This is a genomic window from Alteromonas sp. C1M14, from assembly GCF_018860965.1.
In the GTDB taxonomy this organism is placed as follows: Bacteria; Pseudomonadota; Gammaproteobacteria; order Enterobacterales; family Alteromonadaceae; genus Alteromonas.
Map to the genome: position 1 here is coordinate 1 of NZ_JAHKQF010000005.1, position 18,773 is coordinate 18,773.

At 44.8% G+C, this 18,773-nt stretch carries 14 protein-coding genes; 8 read left to right on the plus strand and 6 right to left on the minus strand.

From position 1 onward, the window contains the following. The first annotated feature begins 1,126 nt into the window (after window positions 1-1,126). The 3 genes from KO501_RS03760 (at window position 1,127) to KO501_RS03770 (ending at window position 5,538) form a co-directional block, all read left to right on the plus strand. Window positions 1,127-2,428 (plus strand): MATE family efflux transporter, encoded by a 1,302-nt coding sequence (locus tag KO501_RS03760; RefSeq protein WP_216028470.1) that lies wholly within the window; start codon window positions 1,127-1,129, stop codon window positions 2,426-2,428. After that, a complete protein-coding gene (gene uvrB, locus KO501_RS03765; RefSeq protein WP_216028323.1) occupies window positions 2,421-4,436 on the plus strand; it encodes an excinuclease ABC subunit UvrB in 2,016 nt (671 codons plus the stop codon). Before KO501_RS03760 ends, uvrB begins: the two co-directional genes overlap by 8 nt. Before the next feature lie 172 nt (window positions 4,437-4,608). Further along, window positions 4,609-5,538, plus strand: a complete 930-nt coding sequence (locus tag KO501_RS03770; protein WP_216028324.1) for a LysR family transcriptional regulator — start codon at window positions 4,609-4,611, stop codon at window positions 5,536-5,538. Window positions 5,539-5,610: 72 nt separating this feature from the next. On the opposite strand, the gene queC is transcribed toward KO501_RS03770, so the two are convergent. Then, window positions 5,611-6,282: a 7-cyano-7-deazaguanine synthase QueC gene (gene queC, locus KO501_RS03775; RefSeq protein WP_216028325.1), complete on the minus strand. Its 672-nt coding sequence runs from the start codon at window positions 6,280-6,282 to the stop codon at window positions 5,611-5,613. A 116-nt stretch (window positions 6,283-6,398) separates the two neighbouring features. Between queC and queE the strand changes: the two genes are divergently transcribed. Both queE and KO501_RS03785 read left to right on the plus strand, forming a co-directional pair. Beyond that, window positions 6,399-7,049 carry a 7-carboxy-7-deazaguanine synthase QueE gene (gene queE / locus KO501_RS03780; RefSeq protein ID WP_252728160.1) on the plus strand — a complete coding sequence of 217 codons (651 nt, stop codon included), beginning with the start codon at window positions 6,399-6,401 and terminating at the stop codon, window positions 7,047-7,049. Window positions 7,050-7,072: 23 nt separating this feature from the next. Continuing rightward, window positions 7,073-7,933, plus strand: coding sequence for a transporter substrate-binding domain-containing protein (locus KO501_RS03785; RefSeq protein ID WP_216028327.1), 861 nt, complete (start codon window positions 7,073-7,075; stop codon window positions 7,931-7,933). 72 nt (window positions 7,934-8,005) lie between these two features. Here the strand turns inward: KO501_RS03785 and asnB are convergent, their stop codons facing one another. Both asnB and KO501_RS03795 read right to left on the minus strand, forming a co-directional pair. After that, window positions 8,006-9,679, minus strand: a complete 1,674-nt coding sequence (gene asnB, locus KO501_RS03790) for an asparagine synthase B (RefSeq protein WP_216028328.1) — start codon at window positions 9,677-9,679, stop codon at window positions 8,006-8,008. A gap of 305 nt (window positions 9,680-9,984) precedes the next feature. Further along, window positions 9,985-11,652, minus strand: a complete 1,668-nt coding sequence (locus tag KO501_RS03795) for a M28 family metallopeptidase (RefSeq protein ID WP_216028329.1) — start codon at window positions 11,650-11,652, stop codon at window positions 9,985-9,987. Window positions 11,653-11,724: 72 nt separating this feature from the next. On the opposite strand from KO501_RS03795, the gene KO501_RS03800 reads away from it, so the two are divergent. Next, the gene (locus tag KO501_RS03800) at window positions 11,725-12,585 is read left to right on the plus strand and encodes a DUF3025 domain-containing protein (RefSeq protein WP_216028330.1); all 861 of its coding nucleotides are present in this window, start codon (window positions 11,725-11,727) and stop codon (window positions 12,583-12,585) included. On the opposite strand, the gene KO501_RS03805 is transcribed toward KO501_RS03800, so the two are convergent. Beyond that, entirely contained in the window at window positions 12,582-13,286 is a 705-nt protein-coding gene (locus tag KO501_RS03805) for a YIP1 family protein (RefSeq protein WP_216028331.1), read from the minus strand. The two genes, KO501_RS03800 and KO501_RS03805, sit on opposite strands and share 4 nt — an antisense overlap. A 317-nt stretch (window positions 13,287-13,603) precedes the next feature. Between KO501_RS03805 and KO501_RS03810 the strand changes: the two genes are divergently transcribed. Both KO501_RS03810 and KO501_RS03815 read left to right on the plus strand, forming a co-directional pair. Beyond that, complete coding sequence (locus KO501_RS03810; protein WP_216028332.1) at window positions 13,604-14,386, plus strand: ATP-binding cassette domain-containing protein; 783 nt, start codon at window positions 13,604-13,606, stop codon at window positions 14,384-14,386. Continuing rightward, window positions 14,386-15,579 carry an ABC transporter permease gene (locus KO501_RS03815; RefSeq protein ID WP_216028333.1) on the plus strand — a complete coding sequence of 398 codons (1,194 nt, stop codon included), beginning with the start codon at window positions 14,386-14,388 and terminating at the stop codon, window positions 15,577-15,579. The genes KO501_RS03810 and KO501_RS03815 overlap by 1 nt, the downstream gene beginning before the upstream one ends. Before the next feature lie 35 nt (window positions 15,580-15,614). Here KO501_RS03815 and KO501_RS03820 read toward each other — a convergent pair whose 3' ends face one another. Together KO501_RS03820 and cysN are read right to left on the minus strand one after the other, a co-directional pair. Continuing rightward, on the minus strand, window positions 15,615-17,339 hold the full coding sequence (locus KO501_RS03820) for an SLC13 family permease (protein WP_216028334.1): 1,725 nt from the start codon (window positions 17,337-17,339) through the stop codon (window positions 15,615-15,617). Window positions 17,340-17,355: 16 nt separating this feature from the next. Then, complete coding sequence (cysN, locus tag KO501_RS03825) at window positions 17,356-18,771, minus strand: sulfate adenylyltransferase subunit CysN (protein WP_216028335.1); 1,416 nt, start codon at window positions 18,769-18,771, stop codon at window positions 17,356-17,358. Window positions 18,772-18,773: the final 2 nt, after the last annotated feature.

An 18,773-nucleotide genomic window follows, 5' to 3' on the forward strand; every position in this document is an offset into this window, starting at 1 on the left:
CCAACTGAGCTAAGGGGGACCTGCCTTTCAACGGTGGCGAATATTAATGAGGTAAGTTGCCACTGTCAACAAGCGTTTTCAGTTTTTTCATTTAATCGCTCAAAAAATAGCTCTTTTTTGGAATAGCTATCAAAAAACAAGCGAAAAGCGCAAAAAATGAACTTCATTTTACTTTTTATAGATAAGCTTTTGAATTCAAAGTACGAATAGGAAGTAAACAGAGGCTTCATTTTTCAGTTATTATTCTTATAACTAAAAATAAATTTATAAGCCGAATTAGGTATTAAAAACACGTTGACTACTGTACCTTAATACAGGTATTCATAAAGCTGTCACGTTTACCGTGGAACTAGACGGTTAGTCATTACTTACCAAAAATGTAGCCAGATCCCTAAAATTACACGCCAATACTGGCCTTTGGACAGTTATCCACTAAATCTGTGGATAACTATGTTGATAGATAAGCTTAAGGGGGTTAGGTTGCACACATTTGCTAAGTGATCCGCAGGCACTTAACGACTGTATTTCTACATAAATACCTAATAATCATTAGGTTAAGATTTATTGATCTGTTTTATGTGAGAAAATGATCCGGATTGGTTAGACATTAACAACCTTGTGTGTTATTTCGCAGGTTTTGTTGAATTAGCCCGCAAAAATTATCCAAAGCAATATGGTGTTAACATTTTATTAATAATTCACCTCCATTGCCGTTTAGGGGCTAGCTGGGCGCTGAATGGATATAAGATGACAGCGCTTGTCAAATAGTTGTCATAGAGCTGTAACCTTGGTATCGGCTAAATCAGCGTTGTTCGTATAAAAACTAAACTCGGTTTTTTGTTGGTCAGTGGGGACATTTAGTACATTGCTTATTGCATGACAAAATACCTCGTTATATGAATGATGGTTTCGCGACGTTACTGTGTCTACTTACAACTTGGATAGATAATCGTGCAACCCTGATGCCACTCACGTAAACTACAAAGATAGTTCGCCACTACCTCCAATACCTAAATTTAGGTCACCAACTAACGGAACGCCAGTGAGTAATAACAAACAAAATGCCCGTGCTAACAACCTCATCGAAGGCGATATCTCTTCCACATTGCGAAGAATGACGGTGCCCATGGTGGTGGGCATGATCATGATGATGAGTTTTGGGCTTATCGACACGTTTTTTGTCAGTTTACTTGGCACCCAACCCCTTGCCGCTATCAGCTTTACCTTCCCAGTCACCTTTACGGTGATCAGTCTTAATATAGGACTTGGTATTGGTACATCCGCCATCATCGGGAAACTACAAGGCAGCGGAAAGCTTGATGAGTCGAGACAATATGCTTCTAGTGCCATGGTGTTATCGTTTGTGCTTGTGGGTACCTTGGCCTTTGTAGGGTATTTGAGCATTGATGCGATATTCCATGTATTAAACGCCAGTGATGTATTAATGCCCTATATTCACGATTATATGAATATTTGGTATTTATCCAGTGTGTTTCTTGCCTTGCCCATGGTGGGAAACAGCGTATTGCGTGCATGTGGGGATACCCGTACTCCGAGTATCATTATGGCAACCGGAGGGGCCATCAATGCAGCTTTGGATCCGGTGTTTATATTCGGCTTCGGGCCCATTCCCGCGATGGGAATACAAGGTGCTGCGCTGGCAACGCTTATCGCCTGGATTGCCGGCGCAAGTTGGGTGGTGTGGTTACTAGCGGTTAAGCGTAAGATGATGCTGCCACGGCTACTGACATTGTCTGAATTAAAAAAGACCAGTTTTCCTATTTTGAAAATAGCCATGCCAGCAGCAGGAGCCAATATGCTGACTCCCATCGCCGGTGGCGTAATGACAGCAGTAGTGGCTAATTACGGTACAACCGCTGTGGCTGCTTGGGGGGTGGGAAATCGTCTTGAATCCATCGCCAGTATCGTGGTTTTGGCGTTATCGATGAGTCTACCGCCTATTATCAGTCAGAACGTGGGTGCCAATCGTTACATTCGTGTTGAGCAGGCCTACCGGCTAACGCTAAAGTTTGTCATGCTTTGGCAGTTGATGATCTTTGTCTTGCTGTGGTTGTTGTCTGACTGGATTGGGCAACTGTTTGCCGAAGAGGCAGAGGTGGGAACACTTATCACGTTATTTTTGATGATTGTACCACTTGGTTATGGGTTGCAAGGGGTGGTAATTTTGACTAACTCGTCCCTTAATGCCATGCATCGCCCTGTCTCTGCCTTGGCACTGAGTATCATCCGTCTGTTCGTTTTTTACGTACCAGTTTCTTATGTGGCCAGTCTTTTTTACGGCCTGCCCGGCTTATTTGCCGGTGTGGTCGGTGCAAATTTGTGTATGGCACTGGTGTCCTATATCTATTTTAATCGGGTGTTGTCGTCACACATCACAAGCTTGGAGAGCAACAACAGTAATGAGTAAAGGTTTTGAGCTTGAATCCAAATACCAGCCGGCAGGCGATCAGCCAAAGGCCATCGATGCATTAGTGGATGGCCTTGAAAACGGCTTGGCCAGTCAAACCCTACTTGGGGTTACGGGCTCTGGTAAAACATTTACCATGGCAAACATTATCAGTGAGGTACAGCGCCCTACGTTGATCTTGGCGCACAATAAAACCTTAGCAGCCCAATTGTACGGAGAAATGAAAGAGTTTTTCCCCCACAATGCGGTAGAGTATTTTGTGTCTTATTACGACTATTATCAGCCTGAGGCCTATGTGCCCAGTACCGATACCTTTATCGAAAAAGATGCATCGATTAACGACCATATTGAACAAATGCGTTTGTCGGCCACAAAGGCACTTATGGAGCGCAGAGACGTAGTCATTGTTGCCAGTGTATCGGCGATCTATGGTCTGGGTGATCCTGAATCTTATATGAAAATGCTATTGCATTTGCGTCAGGGCGACATCATGGATCAGCGTGATATTTTACGTCGCTTAGCCGAATTGCAATATAAAAGAAATGATCTGGCGTTCGAGCGGGGCACCTTTCGGGTGCGTGGCGATGTTATTGATATCTTTCCAGCTGACTCCGAAAAACAAGCGGTAAGAGTAGAGCTATTTGATAGTGAAATTGAAAAAATTAGCTTGTTTGATCCCCTCACCGGGGCGGTGGATAAATCGGTAGTGAGAACCACCGTGTTCCCGAAAACCCATTACGTGACACCTCGAGAAAAAATTCTCGACGCCATCGAGTTTATTAAAACAGAGCTTAAAGACCGTAAAGCCCAACTGCAATCGACGGGCAAACTGCTTGAAGATCAGCGTATTACTCAGCGTACCCAATTTGATATCGAAATGATGCTGGAGCTAGGTTATTGTTCGGGCATAGAAAACTATTCCCGCTACCTATCTGGCCGCGCCCCCGGCGAGCCACCGCCTACATTGCTAGATTACTTTCCCGCCGATGGTCTTCTTTTTATTGATGAGTCTCATGTTACCGTGTCTCAAATTGGAGCTATGTATAAGGGCGACCGTTCACGTAAAGAAACTCTGGTGGAATATGGTTTTCGCTTGCCTTCTGCATTGGATAACCGACCACTTAAATTTGAAGAGTTTGAGCACATTTCACCACAAACTATTTATGTCTCGGCTACACCGGGCGAATATGAGTTGAAAAAATCTGACGGCGAAGTGGTGGAGCAAGTGGTGCGGCCCACAGGATTGCTTGATCCCATCATTGAAGTTAGGCCGGTGGCAACACAGGTTGATGATGTGTTGTCGGAAATACAGCTGCGGGTGGCGGTGGATGAACGGGTGTTGATCACTACACTCACCAAACGAATGGCTGAGGATCTAAGCGAATACTTGAACGAGCATGGGGTTAAGGTACGTTATTTACACTCTGACATCGACACGGTGGAGCGTATCGAAATCATTCGTGATTTGCGGCTGGGTAAATTTGATGTGTTGGTGGGGATTAATTTGCTTCGGGAAGGTTTGGATATGCCGGAAGTTTCATTGGTTGCCATCCTTGATGCTGACAAAGAAGGATTTTTACGTGCTGAGCGTTCGCTTATACAAACCATAGGTCGAGCGGCTAGACACATAAATGGTAGAGCCATTTTATACGGCGATGTGATCACCAAATCGATGAAAAAAGCCATCGACGAAACTGCCAGACGACGTGAGAAGCAAGAGGAACACAATCGCAAAAACGGCCTTACACCGCAAAGGCTAAATAAACCCATTACCGACATTATGGATTTAGGCGACAGTGCCCATCCTGCGTCTGGAAAAGTGCGCTTACGTAAAGTTGCAGATAAGAAGAAAGACCTTCAAGCGGCCAGTGCTACAGATCTGATGGCGCAAATTGCACAGTTAGAAAAGCAAATGTTTGAAAGTGCCCGTGAGTTGGAATTTGAAAAAGCCGCGTCTCTAAGGGACGATATTGAAACTCTGCGCAAGCAGGTGGTTGCGCTATCTTAATTGGGTTAGGGCGTGGGCTTGGCAGAACAGGTAATTGTCTGAAAAAATTGAAATGTAATTAGAAAGTGTAAACTTGCAAAATACCGTTGTAATTCAGCGAGGTCTTACCTATTATGGGTGTAAAGTATTCGTAACTATACCTAATTATACCTATAAATACACGGATTGCGTTATGTTAAATCGATTGCAAGAGTCAGATATAAAACTGTTAAGGGTGTTTTACGCGGTAGCAAGTTGTAACGGATTTACCGCAGCTGAACCTGTCCTTAGAATGCAGCGTCCGAATATCAGCGCTGCCATTAAAAAGTTAGAAGAGCGACTTGATCTGGTGCTGTGTCATCGAGGACGAGGTGGCTTTCAAATGACGAAAGAAGGGGAAGTGGTTTTCCAGGAAACCAAACGTATTTTCAACGCTTTCGACAATTTTGTATTTAACCTTAAATCCTTACATGATGATTACTCTGGCCACATTACTTTAGTAATGATGGCAGGTTTGCCACTGTCGATGCATTTAGCTGTAAGCAAAGCGGTGAAAAGTACTATGAAGAAATTTGACGATATTCATGTCAATATTCAAACCCGCTTGTATAACGAAGTAGAACACGTGGCATTGTCCGGAGAATGCCACCTTGTTATCTCCACCTACGATATGGTTAAACCCGAATCGGTAACCTTTCATCCGGTAGGAGTCACGTGCCATGGTCGCCTGTATTGTTCTCCTACCCATCCGTTAGCAAAATATCGTGATGTAGAAGCATTGCCGCAAGATGTGGATTTGAGTGAATATCCTGCCATTGGTATTTCAGGGTTGTCCTCGGCCAATTACATTGAAGATGACCAGCGGTTATCAGTGCAAACCTTCTCTGATTCCTTCGAAGCCGCTTTATCAGCCATTATGACCGGTGAATATATCGGCTTGCTGCCTGATTATATTGCCAAAGAGCAGGGCGCAAGCTTAGGTTTGGTGCCTATCGCAAATGGTAGCCTGTTTAAATTCGACCATGATTTATTCGTGATGAATGGCAAAAACACACGGTTAAACCCAGTGCTTCGTCATTGTATAAAAGAGCTCACGTATTTTATCTCAGAAAGTCAGAAGTAAAACCGGTAATAAAGACATGACCTCGCCCAACGCTATGTTGGGCAAGGGATGAACCTGAATTAATGAAATACCTTAATTGAATGCACCGTCTTCATAAGCGAGGGGGTCGGTTTTATGGTTTTCGCTAAAGGCTTCTAGTCTTTCTTGGCATGCACCGCATTTGCCGCAGGCCTTTTCTCTGCCGTTGTAACACGTCCAGGTTTTACCGTAGTCCAACCCCATGCGCAGGCCATCAGTAAGGATGGCAGTTTTACTGACCGTGAGGTAAGGGGTCACAATTTCCACGGCTTCATAGTTAGCAATGGCACATACATCATTCATTTTTTTTACGAATTCTGGGCGGCAATCGGGGTAAATGGCATGGTCACCAGAATGGGCGCCGTAATATACCTTGGTGGCGTTTTCACTTACCGCGTAGCCCACAGCCATAGACAATAAGATCATATTGCGATTAGGCACTACGGTTTGTTTCATAGAGGGTTCTTCGTAATGACCTTCAGGCACTGCAATATCATCAGTGAGGGCAGAGCCTCCCACTAAGCTATTGATGGCGGAAATGTCTACAATTTTGTGTGGTACGCCTAGTTCAGCACACACCCGCGCAGCATATTCCACCTCTTTTTTGTGTCGTTGACCGTAGTCAAATGATAGCGCCATAGGCGACTTGCCGTCTTCAATGGCTTTATGCAATACGGTGAAAGAATCCATACCGCCAGAATAGATAACAATTACTTTCTCAGACATAAGTTCGTTTTTTTCTCGAAAAGATGCAAGAATTCTATGTGATTATTGATAAAATCCCAACCCGATTTAACGACAGGAATAACACTTTGCCGGATACGACGCTAAAAATTAACGAAATGTTTGAAACCATTCAGGGTGAGGGAGTGCAAACCGGCGTGCCCTCCGTATTTATCAGACTGCAAGGTTGCCCTGTGGGATGTGCGTGGTGTGACACTAAGCATACGTGGGCATTGGATGATGCCTTTTTAACCACGGCAGATAAGGTACTCAATAAAACCGCTGAGAGCGAGCATCACTTTGCTGCGGATCCCGAGGCCTTGATAGCTCTTATTAGAAAACGGGGTTACACCGCTACTCATATCGTCATTACCGGTGGCGAGCCGTGTATGTATGATTTGTTTAAGTTAACCAATACCCTCCACGAAAATGGTTTTACAACGCAAATAGAAACCAGTGGTACGTTTCCTGTTCTTTGCGATGAACGAACGTGGGTAACCGTTTCGCCCAAGGTTGATATGAAAGGGGGCTATGAGGTTCTCAGCGAGGCGTTGGTTAGAGCAAATGAAATTAAGCACCCTGTTGCTATGGAAAAGCATATCGATGACCTAGATGGGCTGCTAGAGCGTATAGAGGGTAAAGCGCCGCCTTATATCTGTTTACAACCTATTAGTCAGCAGGCAAGGGCCACCGAACTTGCCATTAAAACGTGTATTGAGCGAAACTGGCGGTTGTCGTTACAAACCCATAAATACATCGGTATAGAGTAATGTTGGTCACAGGGGGGAAGGGAATGCGTAAATTTTTGATTTTGTGCTGTGGGTTATTAAGTGTAAGTGCACATGCTGCGTTATGGTCAATTACCTACCCACGGGGTTTGGACGATAAAGATTTGCGCACTGAGTACCCGTTAGCGATCCTCACCTTAGCATTGGAAAAAACAGGGGTAAAATACAAATTAAAACCTTCTGATCGCATTATGCTTAAAGGCAAAGCCTTACGACAGCTAAAAGAAAATCGAGAAGTGAATGTGGTGTGGAGTGTTACCGACGCCCAGCGTGAGAAAGATTTATTGCCGATCCGTATTCCATTAACCAAAGGCTTAATGGGGTGGCGCGTGTTTTTAATAAAAGAGTCGCAAAGGGCGCGTTTTGATCGCGCATTCAATAAAACCGAGATGCGAAACTTGATCCCTGTGTCAGGGGAAGAATGGCCGGATACAAAAATTCTACAAGCCAATGGTTTCAATGTATTTACTGTGCCGAGTTTTACCGATGCGTACAACATTCTAGAAACAAACCGGGCCGATTTCTTTCCTCGTTCAGTTGTTGAAGTGGAAAATGAAATTGAGGCTGGGTATTTTTCTTCGGATATCGTTCTTGACGAACACCATGCAATTTATTACCCCACCGCTATGTACTTCTTCGTTAATAAGGGCAATACCACCTTAGCCCGGTTAATCGAAACTGGCTTGCAAATGGCATTAGAAGATGGCTCCTTTGATGCGCTTTTCTTTTCAACCTATGAATCCACCCTAAAAGACCTCAAGATTAATGAACGGGATACCATTTTTATCGACAATCCGTTGTTACCTCCACAAACGCCGGTTGATGATCCAACTCTTTGGTACCGTCCGGTGAGCATTGCAAAGTAAAAGCTGCAGATAAAAAAAGGCGCTAACGTAATTAACGTTAGCGCCTTTTTTTGTTGTGCTTGTTAGCGCAAATTAATGGCTTTCACCTGCGTGAACATCTTTCATCGCACGACCAGAAGGATCGGCGTTATTCTTAAAGCTCTCATCCCATTCAAGGGCTTCTACGGTGCTGCAAGCAATAGATTTACCGCCAGGCACACATCGTGCTGCACTCTCTTGAGGGAAGTAGCCTTCAAAGATGGTGCGGTAATAATAGCCTTCTTTAGTATCAGGGGTGTTCACCGGGAAGCGGAACTCGGCAGTAGCCAGTTGCTTATCGGTAACTTCACCATCAACGAAATCACGAATGGAATCTATCCAAGAGTAACCGACACCGTCACCAAATTGTTCTTTTTGACGCCAAAGTACTTCTGGCGGTAAGGTTTTACCGTCATCAAAGGCTTTACGTAAGATCCATTTTTCCATACGTCCATCAATACACATTTTATCTTGTGGGTTGAGGCGCATTGCAACATCCATAAAGTTCTTATCTAAGAACGGCACGCGGGCTTCCACACCCCATGCGCTGGTGGCTTTGTTGGCACGGGCACAGTCAAACATGTGTAAACGGTCGAGCTTACGTACCGTTTCTTCATGAAGTTCTTTGGCGTTAGGGGCTTTATGGAAATAAAGGTACCCACCAAAAATTTCGTCTGAGCCTTCACCGGACAGTACCATTTTAATGCCCATCGCTTTAATTTTACGGGTCATTAAGTACATGGGCGTGGCGGCACGAATGGTCGTGGTGTCGTAGGTTTCAAGATGATAAATCACATCACGAATGGCATCGAGGCCTTCTTGAATGGTGAAATGAATTTCATGGTGCACAGTACCAATCATATCCGCAACCTGTTTGGCTGCTAGCAGATCTGGTGCGCCTTCAAGACCCACCGCAAAACTGTGTAGACGAGGCCACCAAGCATCAGATTTATCTTCATCTTCAACCCGCTTGGCTACGTATTGAGCAGCCACCGCAGACACCAATGAAGAATCCAAACCGCCAGATAGCAATACCGCATAAGGCACATCAGACATCATGTGCGATTTAACGGCTTTTTCAAAAGCCACTTTTAAATCGTCAAGATTGGTCTCGTTGTCTTTTACCGCGTCGTAACTCATCCAATCACGGGTGTAATATTTGGTGAGTTCACCGGTTTTGCTCCACAGATAATGCCCTGGAGGGAATTCGCTGATGGTTTTACAAATAGGTGCTAGGGCTTTCATTTCTGACGCAACATAGAAGTTGCCGTGCTCATCGTAGCCGGTATAAAGAGGGATAATACCGATATGATCCCGGGCAATCAGATAAGCATCTTCTGTTTCATCATAAAGAACAAACGCAAACATGCCTTCCAGATCATCAATGAAATTAACGCCTTTTTGTTCATACAAAGGCAAAATAACTTCACAATCTGAACGGGTTTTAAAATCGTACGGGGCAGCCAAATTTTGCGCCAGTTGCTTATGGTTGTAGATCTCACCGTTAACGGCCAGGACCTTATTATTATCCCGGCTGATGAGCGGTTGCGCACCAGTGTCTACATCGACGATGGCCAACCGTTCATGGCACAGGATGGTATTGTCATTATTCCAGATACCCGACCAGTCAGGGCCGCGGTGACGCAGCAATTTGGTATAATCTAGCGCTTGGGTTCTGAGTTCAGACACGTCGGTTTTGATATCAAGGATACCGAAAATACCACACATAAAACGGATTCTCTCTTATGACTTGTTGAAAAAAAGGATTGTTAATCTGTCGGTTGGCCTAACGCGGCCGCGGGTGAGACGTTATTGTTATTGATGTGCTGACTCCGCGTCTGTTGAATGTGCCAGCCTGAGAAAAAAATGCAAGGAATAACTGGTCTAAACGCAAAATATATTGCTAAATTCACCGAATTTTAACGTATGGAGGATGATCGCTCATAAAGCATACGGTTATATGGCTGCCAGTAAACCCCGCTCGCGAAAATTTACTGGCAGTATATGAAGGATGTTATTTCAATCCCGTGGAATTAGCGCTGAAACTCACTACTTTCGTTCCATTCCGGCCAATCGTTGCCCGTGGCTAAATCGTAGCCCACTTCAAATAGCAATTGGGCGTCTTGGGCAATACCGGATAAATCCCATTCTTTACGGTATTCATCGCATACCTGATGATAACACCCGGTAACAATAACCTTCATACGCTTTCTGTATTTTGCTGTTTGCTCATCCCAGGGCTCAGAGCCGCCTTCTGCATAAAGGGCTGGTACCCCTTTTTTGGCAAAGCTGAAATGATCCGAGCGATAGTAAGAACCGGCTTCTGGCCGATCTTCTTCGGTCAAATAGCGGCCTTGATGTTTTGCTGCTTTTTCTAAATAGGTTTCTAATTGTGATTTACCCATGCCTACCACTTTAACGTCTTTGGTTTTCCCGAGTACGTTCATGGCATCCATATTGATATTGGCCACGGTGTCACTAAGTGGGATAACGGGGTGTTCTGCGTAGTATTGTGACCCTAGCAAACCTTGCTCTTCAGCAGTAACAATAAGAAACGTCACTGAACGAGATGGGCGGGGCGTTAAGGCGGCAAAGGCGTCGGCCATTACTAAACTGGCAGCGGTACCGGTGGCGTTATCGTGGGCCCCGTTGTATATCTGATCGCCTTTTAGTGAAGGGTCTTTGCCTAGGTGATCCCAATGGGCGGTATAGATAACATGTTCATCAGGATGCTCAGCCCCTGGCAAGGTAGCAATAACATTATGACTGACCGATTTTTTGATGGTGTTTTGCAACGAAATCGAGGCGGTTAAATCCAGGTTTTTGTGGTAAGGGCCTTCTAATGCCGCTCGTTTTTCCTCGTCAAAATCCATTCCCGCATCGGTAAACATTTTTTTCGCTGCATCAAGGGTTAACCAGCCTTCTACGGCCACGCGGCTAGCGCCGCCATCGTCGCTGACTAGACTGTATTGAGGCCCGCTCCAGCTGTTAGCCACCACTGACCATCCATAAGACGCCGGAGCGGTTTCATGGACAATAAGTGCCGCGGCGGCACCTTGACGACTGGCTTCTTCATATTTGTAGGTCCAGCGCCCATAATAGGTCATGGTGGAGCCTTGGAATTTACCACTTTCGGGGTTTTCAAAACCGGGATCATTTACCAGGATCACCACCGTTTTGCCTTTTACATCAATCCCTGCATAATCGTTCCACTGGTATTCTGGTGCATTCACGCCGTAACCCACAAAGACCACGTCAGAGGCGGTTAAATCGATTGCAGTTTGTTCCCGTTTGGTACCAACTATCATGTCCTGTTTGTAGGCAAACGTGTTGTCACCAATGGTCATAGACGCGTTAGGTTCAGCGGTGATTTCCATTAGCTCAACGTCTTGTAAAAAGCTACCATTATTACCGGGTTGATAACCCGCCGCCTTCAATTTATTGGTGAGATAATCGAGGGTTTTTGTTTCCCCCGCAGAGGTGGGTGAACGGCCTTCAAATTCGTCCGATGAAAGGGTTTCTAGGGGGGCGCGAAGATCCTCGTCTTTGATATTCCCATACACTGCGTCAAAATTTGACGGTGCGGAGGGAGTCTCTTGGGCTTGTTCGCCCAAAGGTTCTTCACTGGTACAGGCTGTTAGGCCTAAAGATGCCAGCATTACAAAAGATGGCACCATCAATGGCAAAAGATTTTTTCTCATTGTTTGTCTCTGTTTGCTCTACAATAGGCCAACAGTATAAAGATTACAGGGCCTTGAACCAAGTTATCACTTATGAATTCTTCTAGTTTAAATTGGATTTCTGCCAAAAATAGCGCAGATATTGCACTTCCTGTTTCCACGCTATTGTCGTTAAGCGGGCTTTTAAAAAATACAGGATTTCCAACGGTTGAAGAGATTAATCGTACGGTAGCGACTTGGCATCAAGGTCATTACCATGGCCCAATCTTTAAAGGCCAAAGTACCTATGATGACAGTGAAACCCGTTATTACGAACAAATCGTTGCCGAAGATGGAGATGTTCCCACCCGTGAGGGCAGCTGGCATGATTTATTTAATGCGCTGATTTGGATGCAATTTCCAAAGACAAAAGCTTACCTAAATGCGTTACACGTTGAAGATATTCAAACATTTGGCCTAAACCCTAGAACCCGACGACGAAATCATATTACCCATTTTGATGAATGTGGCGTGGTGCTAGCCATTCCAAGAGATCGTCTCAAGCAAGGTAATGCGCTATTAACTTTGTTAGCCCAGCACCAGTGGGTGGAAGGATTGCATGATGAAAAAACACAATGGGGTGACAGTATTTACCCCTTTGTATTTGGTCATGCGATACTCGAAATGATGCTAAACCCGTTTATTGGCTTAACCGGTAAATGGTTAGCGGTAGTGGTAGAGCCCGATTTTCATACCCTGTCATTTGCCCAGCAGGTACAAACCCTTGATGAAAGTCTGGTACAAAGAATACAACAACTGCAAGATTTAACCCCCAAATATTTGCTTAAACCTTTACCTGTTTTGGGCGTGCCCGGGTGGGGACAAGGGCAGACGCTCGCCTTTTATCAGAATCAAGATTATTTCAGACCAAAGCGAGCAAATGGGGGCTCTACAATTCAACTGCCTCTTACTTAAAAAAGTGTAAAAAACAGCCACACAGTATAGATGATCACAAAAGGAGCGCTGGCGGCTATCCACGCTTTATTACTATTAAATTGTGTCCATTGACCTAACCCTACTGCGGTAAGGTAAATTGACCACAACATGTCTAAACGTAAGGATTCGCAAATTTGTGAATATGGCGAGGAGATATCAACACCTAGCAGTGTGCCTACGGAAAGTGGATTGAGTATTGACGGCGAAATCTGGGGATCTCCATTCAGCAACAGTAGTACCAAAGAGAGCACACTGGAAACCAATACAGGTAATGTGACCCACCAGGTAAAACCGTACCAGTCGGTATAGCCGTGAACGCTCTTTTCGTCTTGTCGTGTTACCAGCATTAGATATACGGCTAAAATTGCATTGGCCACCATATAGCCTATCACCGTACCAATGGTTGATGACCACTTCACCAACGGTTGGCTGAGTTGATCGGTAAAGGCTTGTTGTTCGGCGGGGCTAACGTCTGACAAGCTGGCATTAACAAGAAAGTCTTTGTACCAAGTAAAGTCCACATTGTTGAAGTAAATAAACACCGGTAAGGAACCTACCACCGCGATAATAAAGAACGGTATCCATGACCAATTACTGGTGTTATCGAGTGTATAAAACACCCCGTTTGGTCGCACGAATATTTCCGACACGGCCTTAAAAGGATTGGAGATCCCTTGCATTATGGCTCCTTTATAGTTTGATAGTGAGAAACAAATAAAGCGATACGCAGTATTAATCCAGCATCCGATTCATGATTGCATCCTATTATGTAACGAAAATGGCGAAAGTTACATTCCCCTTTACAGTCTTATTAGCAATGCGGCGACACACTCTGTACCAATTTAATTGTTGTGCTTAGATTGAAAAAGTGTTTATTTTACAGTGTGTAGCATACAAGCGTATGGCGATGCGAGCACTCATTCTACGGGTGCATTATTCCCAATAAAAGGCGCTCAGGCCGGGTTATACCTTCATGAGGTAGCGAAAAGGAAAGCGAATGATAGAAATTAGCCAACTAAAGAAAAAGTTCGTGGTAGCAAACCCCAAAAAGCTGAGTGAACAAGAGCGCTTAGATCCCCGTTTGCAAGGGAAATTTTTTCATTCGGTACGTCACGTGTCGTTTAGTTGCCAAGGTGGAGAAGTATTAGGATTATTAGGGCCTAACGGGGCAGGAAAAACCACCACGTTACGTATGCTATCTACCGCCCTCAAGCCCGATGATGGCAGGGTTATGATCAACGGGGTAGACGTATTGGCCCAGCCTGTATTGGTACGAAAAAAAATTGGTTTCTTGTCGGGTAATACGGGGTTGTATGGGCGTCTTTCGGGGCGGGAAAATATGGCCTATTTTGGCCAGTTGCACGGTATGCAAAAACAAGCCATTGTTAAGCGTATTGATGAATTGTGCGAATTACTCGACTTACACAGTTTTTTAGACCGGCGCTGTGAAACGTATTCCACGGGTATGAAGCAGAAAACCGCCATTGCGCGCTCGGTGATCCATTCTCCTGAGGTGGTGATACTTGATGAGCCCACCACGGGGTTGGATATCATGGCGTCGCAAACGGTGATGGAATTTATTCGGCAAATGAAGTCACAAGGCGTGGGAGTGATATTTTCTACTCACCACCTTGATGAGGTGGCCCAGTTGTGTGACCGAGTAGCGGTAATTAATGAAGGGCGAACAGTCTTTGATGACACCTTAGCGGTATTCTGTGCGTTGGCACCGGGCTCCTTAAGTCAGGCATTTTTATCCACACTCGCGCAAGGAGGCCAATAATGTGGTTGGTATTTTTAAAAGAACTTAAAGAACTGATACGTGATAGAAAAACCCTATTTTTCATGATTGCGTTACCCATATTGGTGTTTCCGCTCATTATTGGTGTGGTGACCTATTTTTCTACCAAGGCCGTGAAAGAGGCAGAAACCAAAGTATTGAATTTTGCAGTAGTTGGCGAGCAATACGCGCCTTCTTTAGTTAACCAAATGGACGCTACTGAGAACTTTAATCGGGTCATGTTAACTGACGATGACGATTTGGAAACGAGCATTCGCAGTGGGGTCGCTGACTTTGTATTGGTGATCCCGGATAATTACAACGACGATGTGCTTCAGGCTGGTCAAATCGTACTGAAGTTGTATTTAAACGATGCGGGACTTAACCTCGTGCAGCGCCGTTTGCAAAATATGGTCGATGAAATAGCTACGCATAATCAACGTGTCGCTTTTCAAGCGTTAGGGCTAGGTGCCGATCAGCAAAAAGCCCTTTTGACGCCTATTGTTATCGACAAGGTGGATGTGGCTGACAAACGAGAGAATTGGGGAGAGAAGATAGGCGGGTTTGTTCCTTATCTTATCTTTATGCTGTGCCTGCAAGGTGCCATGATCCCGGCCACGGATTTAGGGGCAGGGGAGAAAGAGCGAGGTACCTTGGAAACCTTGTTAATTTCTCCCATAGCGCGCTATAAACTGGTCATGGGCAAGTTTTTTACCATAGCGCTAGCGGGCGTGACTTCAGCCCTTGTTACCGTTTCTAGTATGGCCATTTGGGGGGTTGTACTGAGTCAGGGGATGGCTATTCAATTGGTGGCTGAGTTTATGGGGGCCATCAGCGGTCTAGATTTTGCGCTGATATTTCTTATGCTTATTCCGGTGGTGGCGATCTTCGCATCATTACTATTGTGTCTGTCTATTTATGCCCGCAGTTTTAAAGAAGCGCAAGGGTATATGACCCCCTTAGTCATGTTCGTGGTGGTGCCTGTTATCATGGCCATGTTGCCCGGCGTTGAGCTAAAAGGTGGTTGGGCATGGGTGCCGTTAACCAACGTGGCATTAGCCATAAAAGAACTCATCAAAGGCACCATGGATTACGGTGAGCTAGTTGCCATATTTGGCTCCACTGCCATTATCGCTGGCGCATTGATTAGTTTTTGTGTGTATTGGTTTAACAAGGAAAAAGTGTTATTCCGCTAACTAGAAAAACGCCCTGTAAATACAGGGCGTTTTTTTTAAAAGTAGGTCATGTTTAACAGTAATAACACAATAGAACTGTAGGTAAGTGAAATAGGAAGACCAATTTTAATAAAGTGCTTAAAGCGATAATTTGCAGCATTGAACACCAACAAATTGGTTTGATAACCATAGGGTGATATAAAACTTGCACTGGCTGCAAAGGCTACCGCTAAGGCAAAAGGCATAAGTGGCGCACCGATAATGCCCGCCACACCGTAGGCAAAGGGAAACATCAACGCCGCGGCGGCATTGTTGGTGACAAACTCGGTGAGTATTAGGGTAAGCAAGTAAATGCTGGCAAGGGCGATAAACCAGTTGGAATCAGACAAATAGGGCATTAAGAGTTCTGTACTTAAGGCAATAACACCGGCATTTTCCAATGCCGTGGCCAAGGTCAGTGCTCCCACAATCACCACAATAAGATTCAGTGGCATATTACGTTTGATTTCACCGCTGTTGGTAACTTTGGCGGCTACCAGCACCGCGGCAAAAAACAAGAGCCCTAAGCCAAGGTTAATAATGTGCATGGCTGACAAGCCCACAGTAATTAAAAACCCGCCCATGGTGATCCATTCTTGCCGGTTCGAAAGCGGCCGGGCAATTTTTTGCTCAGATAGAATAAAAAAGTTCTTCGAAATACTTTGTCGCGTTTGAAAGTCTGGGCCTGCGGCTAACAAAAGAAAGTCACCGGCTTGCAGTTTAATTTCGCCAAGTTTACCGGAGAGCTGTTCTCCATCCCGCCTTATCGCCACCACCGCAGCATCAAATAAGGCTCTAAACCCTAACGCTTTAATGGTTTGACCGATAATTTGTGCGCGGTTAGAAATGATCACTTCTGTGAGGTTTTCCCTGAGGATCCCATCCGCTTCGGCAAACATGGTTAGCCCTTTTATATGGCTTAGGCTGTCTAGGTTTTGCACGTTACCGGAGAAAATAAGCTTATCGCCTTCAAGGATGACAAAATCTGGGGTAACTGGAGTAACCAGCTGCTTATCTCTTACGATTTCGACTAAGAACAGTTCGGGTAAATTTCTAAGATGATTTTCTTCCACCGTTTTGCCGATAAGCTCAGAGTCCGCTTCTACTTCAGCTTCGACAATATATTCCCGATAGTTATTTTGTTTGTTAGCAATGTCAGGTAACCAGGTAGACAGTACGAACATTAATACACCGCAACTTAAACCGGCAATAAGGCCATAGAGGGTGAAATCCCAAAAGGCGAAACCAGGATGGCCATGTTCTTGTAAAAAAGAATCGACAATCAAATTCGTCGATGTCCCTATGAGGGTAACGGTGCCACCTAAAATAGCGGAGTAAGACAGTGGGATCAGCAACCGAGAGGCGGGGTGATACTGATTCTGTTTTATTGGACCTATGAGGCTAGCCACAATGGCCGTATTGTTGAGCAACGCAGAGGAAAAAAAGGTTAAGCCAAATAATCGCCAATACGAGAGACTAAAACTGGGGGCCACTAATTTTCGCCCAATTTGTTTTATTAATGCGGTTTTATCGATGGCGCTACTTACCAGTAGCAATAATATGAGAGTGATCAACCCTTTGTTAGTGAGGTTTTCAAGAACTTCGTCGAAGGTGATTTGCTGGCTGATGAGTAAAAATAACACCGCCAATGCAAAAATGGTCGACGGACGCATGTTCGACGCGATAAGCGCAAAAATGGTGCTGAAGAAAATCCCCAGCACCATGATTTGGTTGACATCCATATAACCTGAAGGCCTCTTACAGCTTACTGATATCGGTAGCGTTCCAATGAGGGAAATGTTTACGAACCAGTTCGTTAAATTCCATCTCAAAAGCCGAGAATTCAGGTGTATCGTGTTGCTTGTCATCAGCCAACTTATCGATAATCATACCTGCACCTACGGTGCCGTTTGTCAGTCTATCAATCACAATAAAGGCACCGGTTGCACGGTTACTATCGTAATTGTCACAGGCAATTTGTTGGGTAAATTTAAGATCTACCACACCAATTTCATTTAAGTTCAAATGGGCAGCTTGGGTTTGTTCCAAGGTATTGACGTCAATTTGATACTGTACTTCCGCCACAGATCCTGGGGTGGTTTTGGTGGCAAATTTAAAGCTATATTGCTTGTTCGGCATCATTGGCTCTTCTGACATCCACACCAAGTGGGCTTGAAACTGGCTACCCATTAATGGCAGATTGTCAGATTTAACAATCATGTCACCACGAGAAATATCAATCTCGTCTTCCAATGTCAGTGTCACTGCTTGTGGCACATAGGCACGATCTTGATCGCCGTCGAAGGTAACAATGGATTTTACCTTCGAGGTTTTCATGGAAGGCAGCGCGGTAATTTCATCTCCGGGTGCCACTTGACCCGATACCACAGTTCCTGCAAATCCACGGAAGTCGAGGTTGGGACGATTTACATATTGAACTGGGAAGCGGAAATCATCGGCATTGATATCGTTACCAATCTCGATAGTTTCTAGCATTTCCATTAACGGCAGGCCGTCAAACCAAGGGGATTTATCGCTTTTGTTTACAACGTTATCACCTTCTAACGCCGAAATTGGTACGAACTGAATGTCAGGAATCTTCAGGTTCTCTGCAAACTTTAAGAAGTCAGCTTTAATTTCGTTATAAACGGTTTCGCTGAAATCCATCAAGTCCATTTTATTGACGGCAACAATAACGTGTTTAATGCCTAACAGACTGGCTAAAAATGAGTGGCGGCGAGTTTGGGTTTTTACTCCCGCACGGGCATCAACCATTAAAATCGCCAAGTCACAGGTAGACGCGCCGGTTACCATGTTACGGGTATATTGCTCGTGTCCTGGGGTATCAGCAATGATGAACTTACGTCTGTCAGTGGAGAAATAGCGGTAGGCCACATCAATAGTAATACCTTGTTCACGCTCTGACTGTAAGCCATCGACTAATAAGGCAAGGTCAACTTTATCGCCGGTGGTACCGACTTTTTTGCTGTCTTTGGTAATGGCGGCTAATTGATCTTCATAGATCATTTTCGAGTCGTGCAACAATCGACCAATGAGTGTACTTTTGCCGTCATCCACGCTACCGCAGGTTAGAAAGCGCAGCAGGTCTTTCTTTTCGTGCTGCTCTAGATAGGCCAGTACGTCTTCTTTCAATAATTCGTTATCAACATTCATGC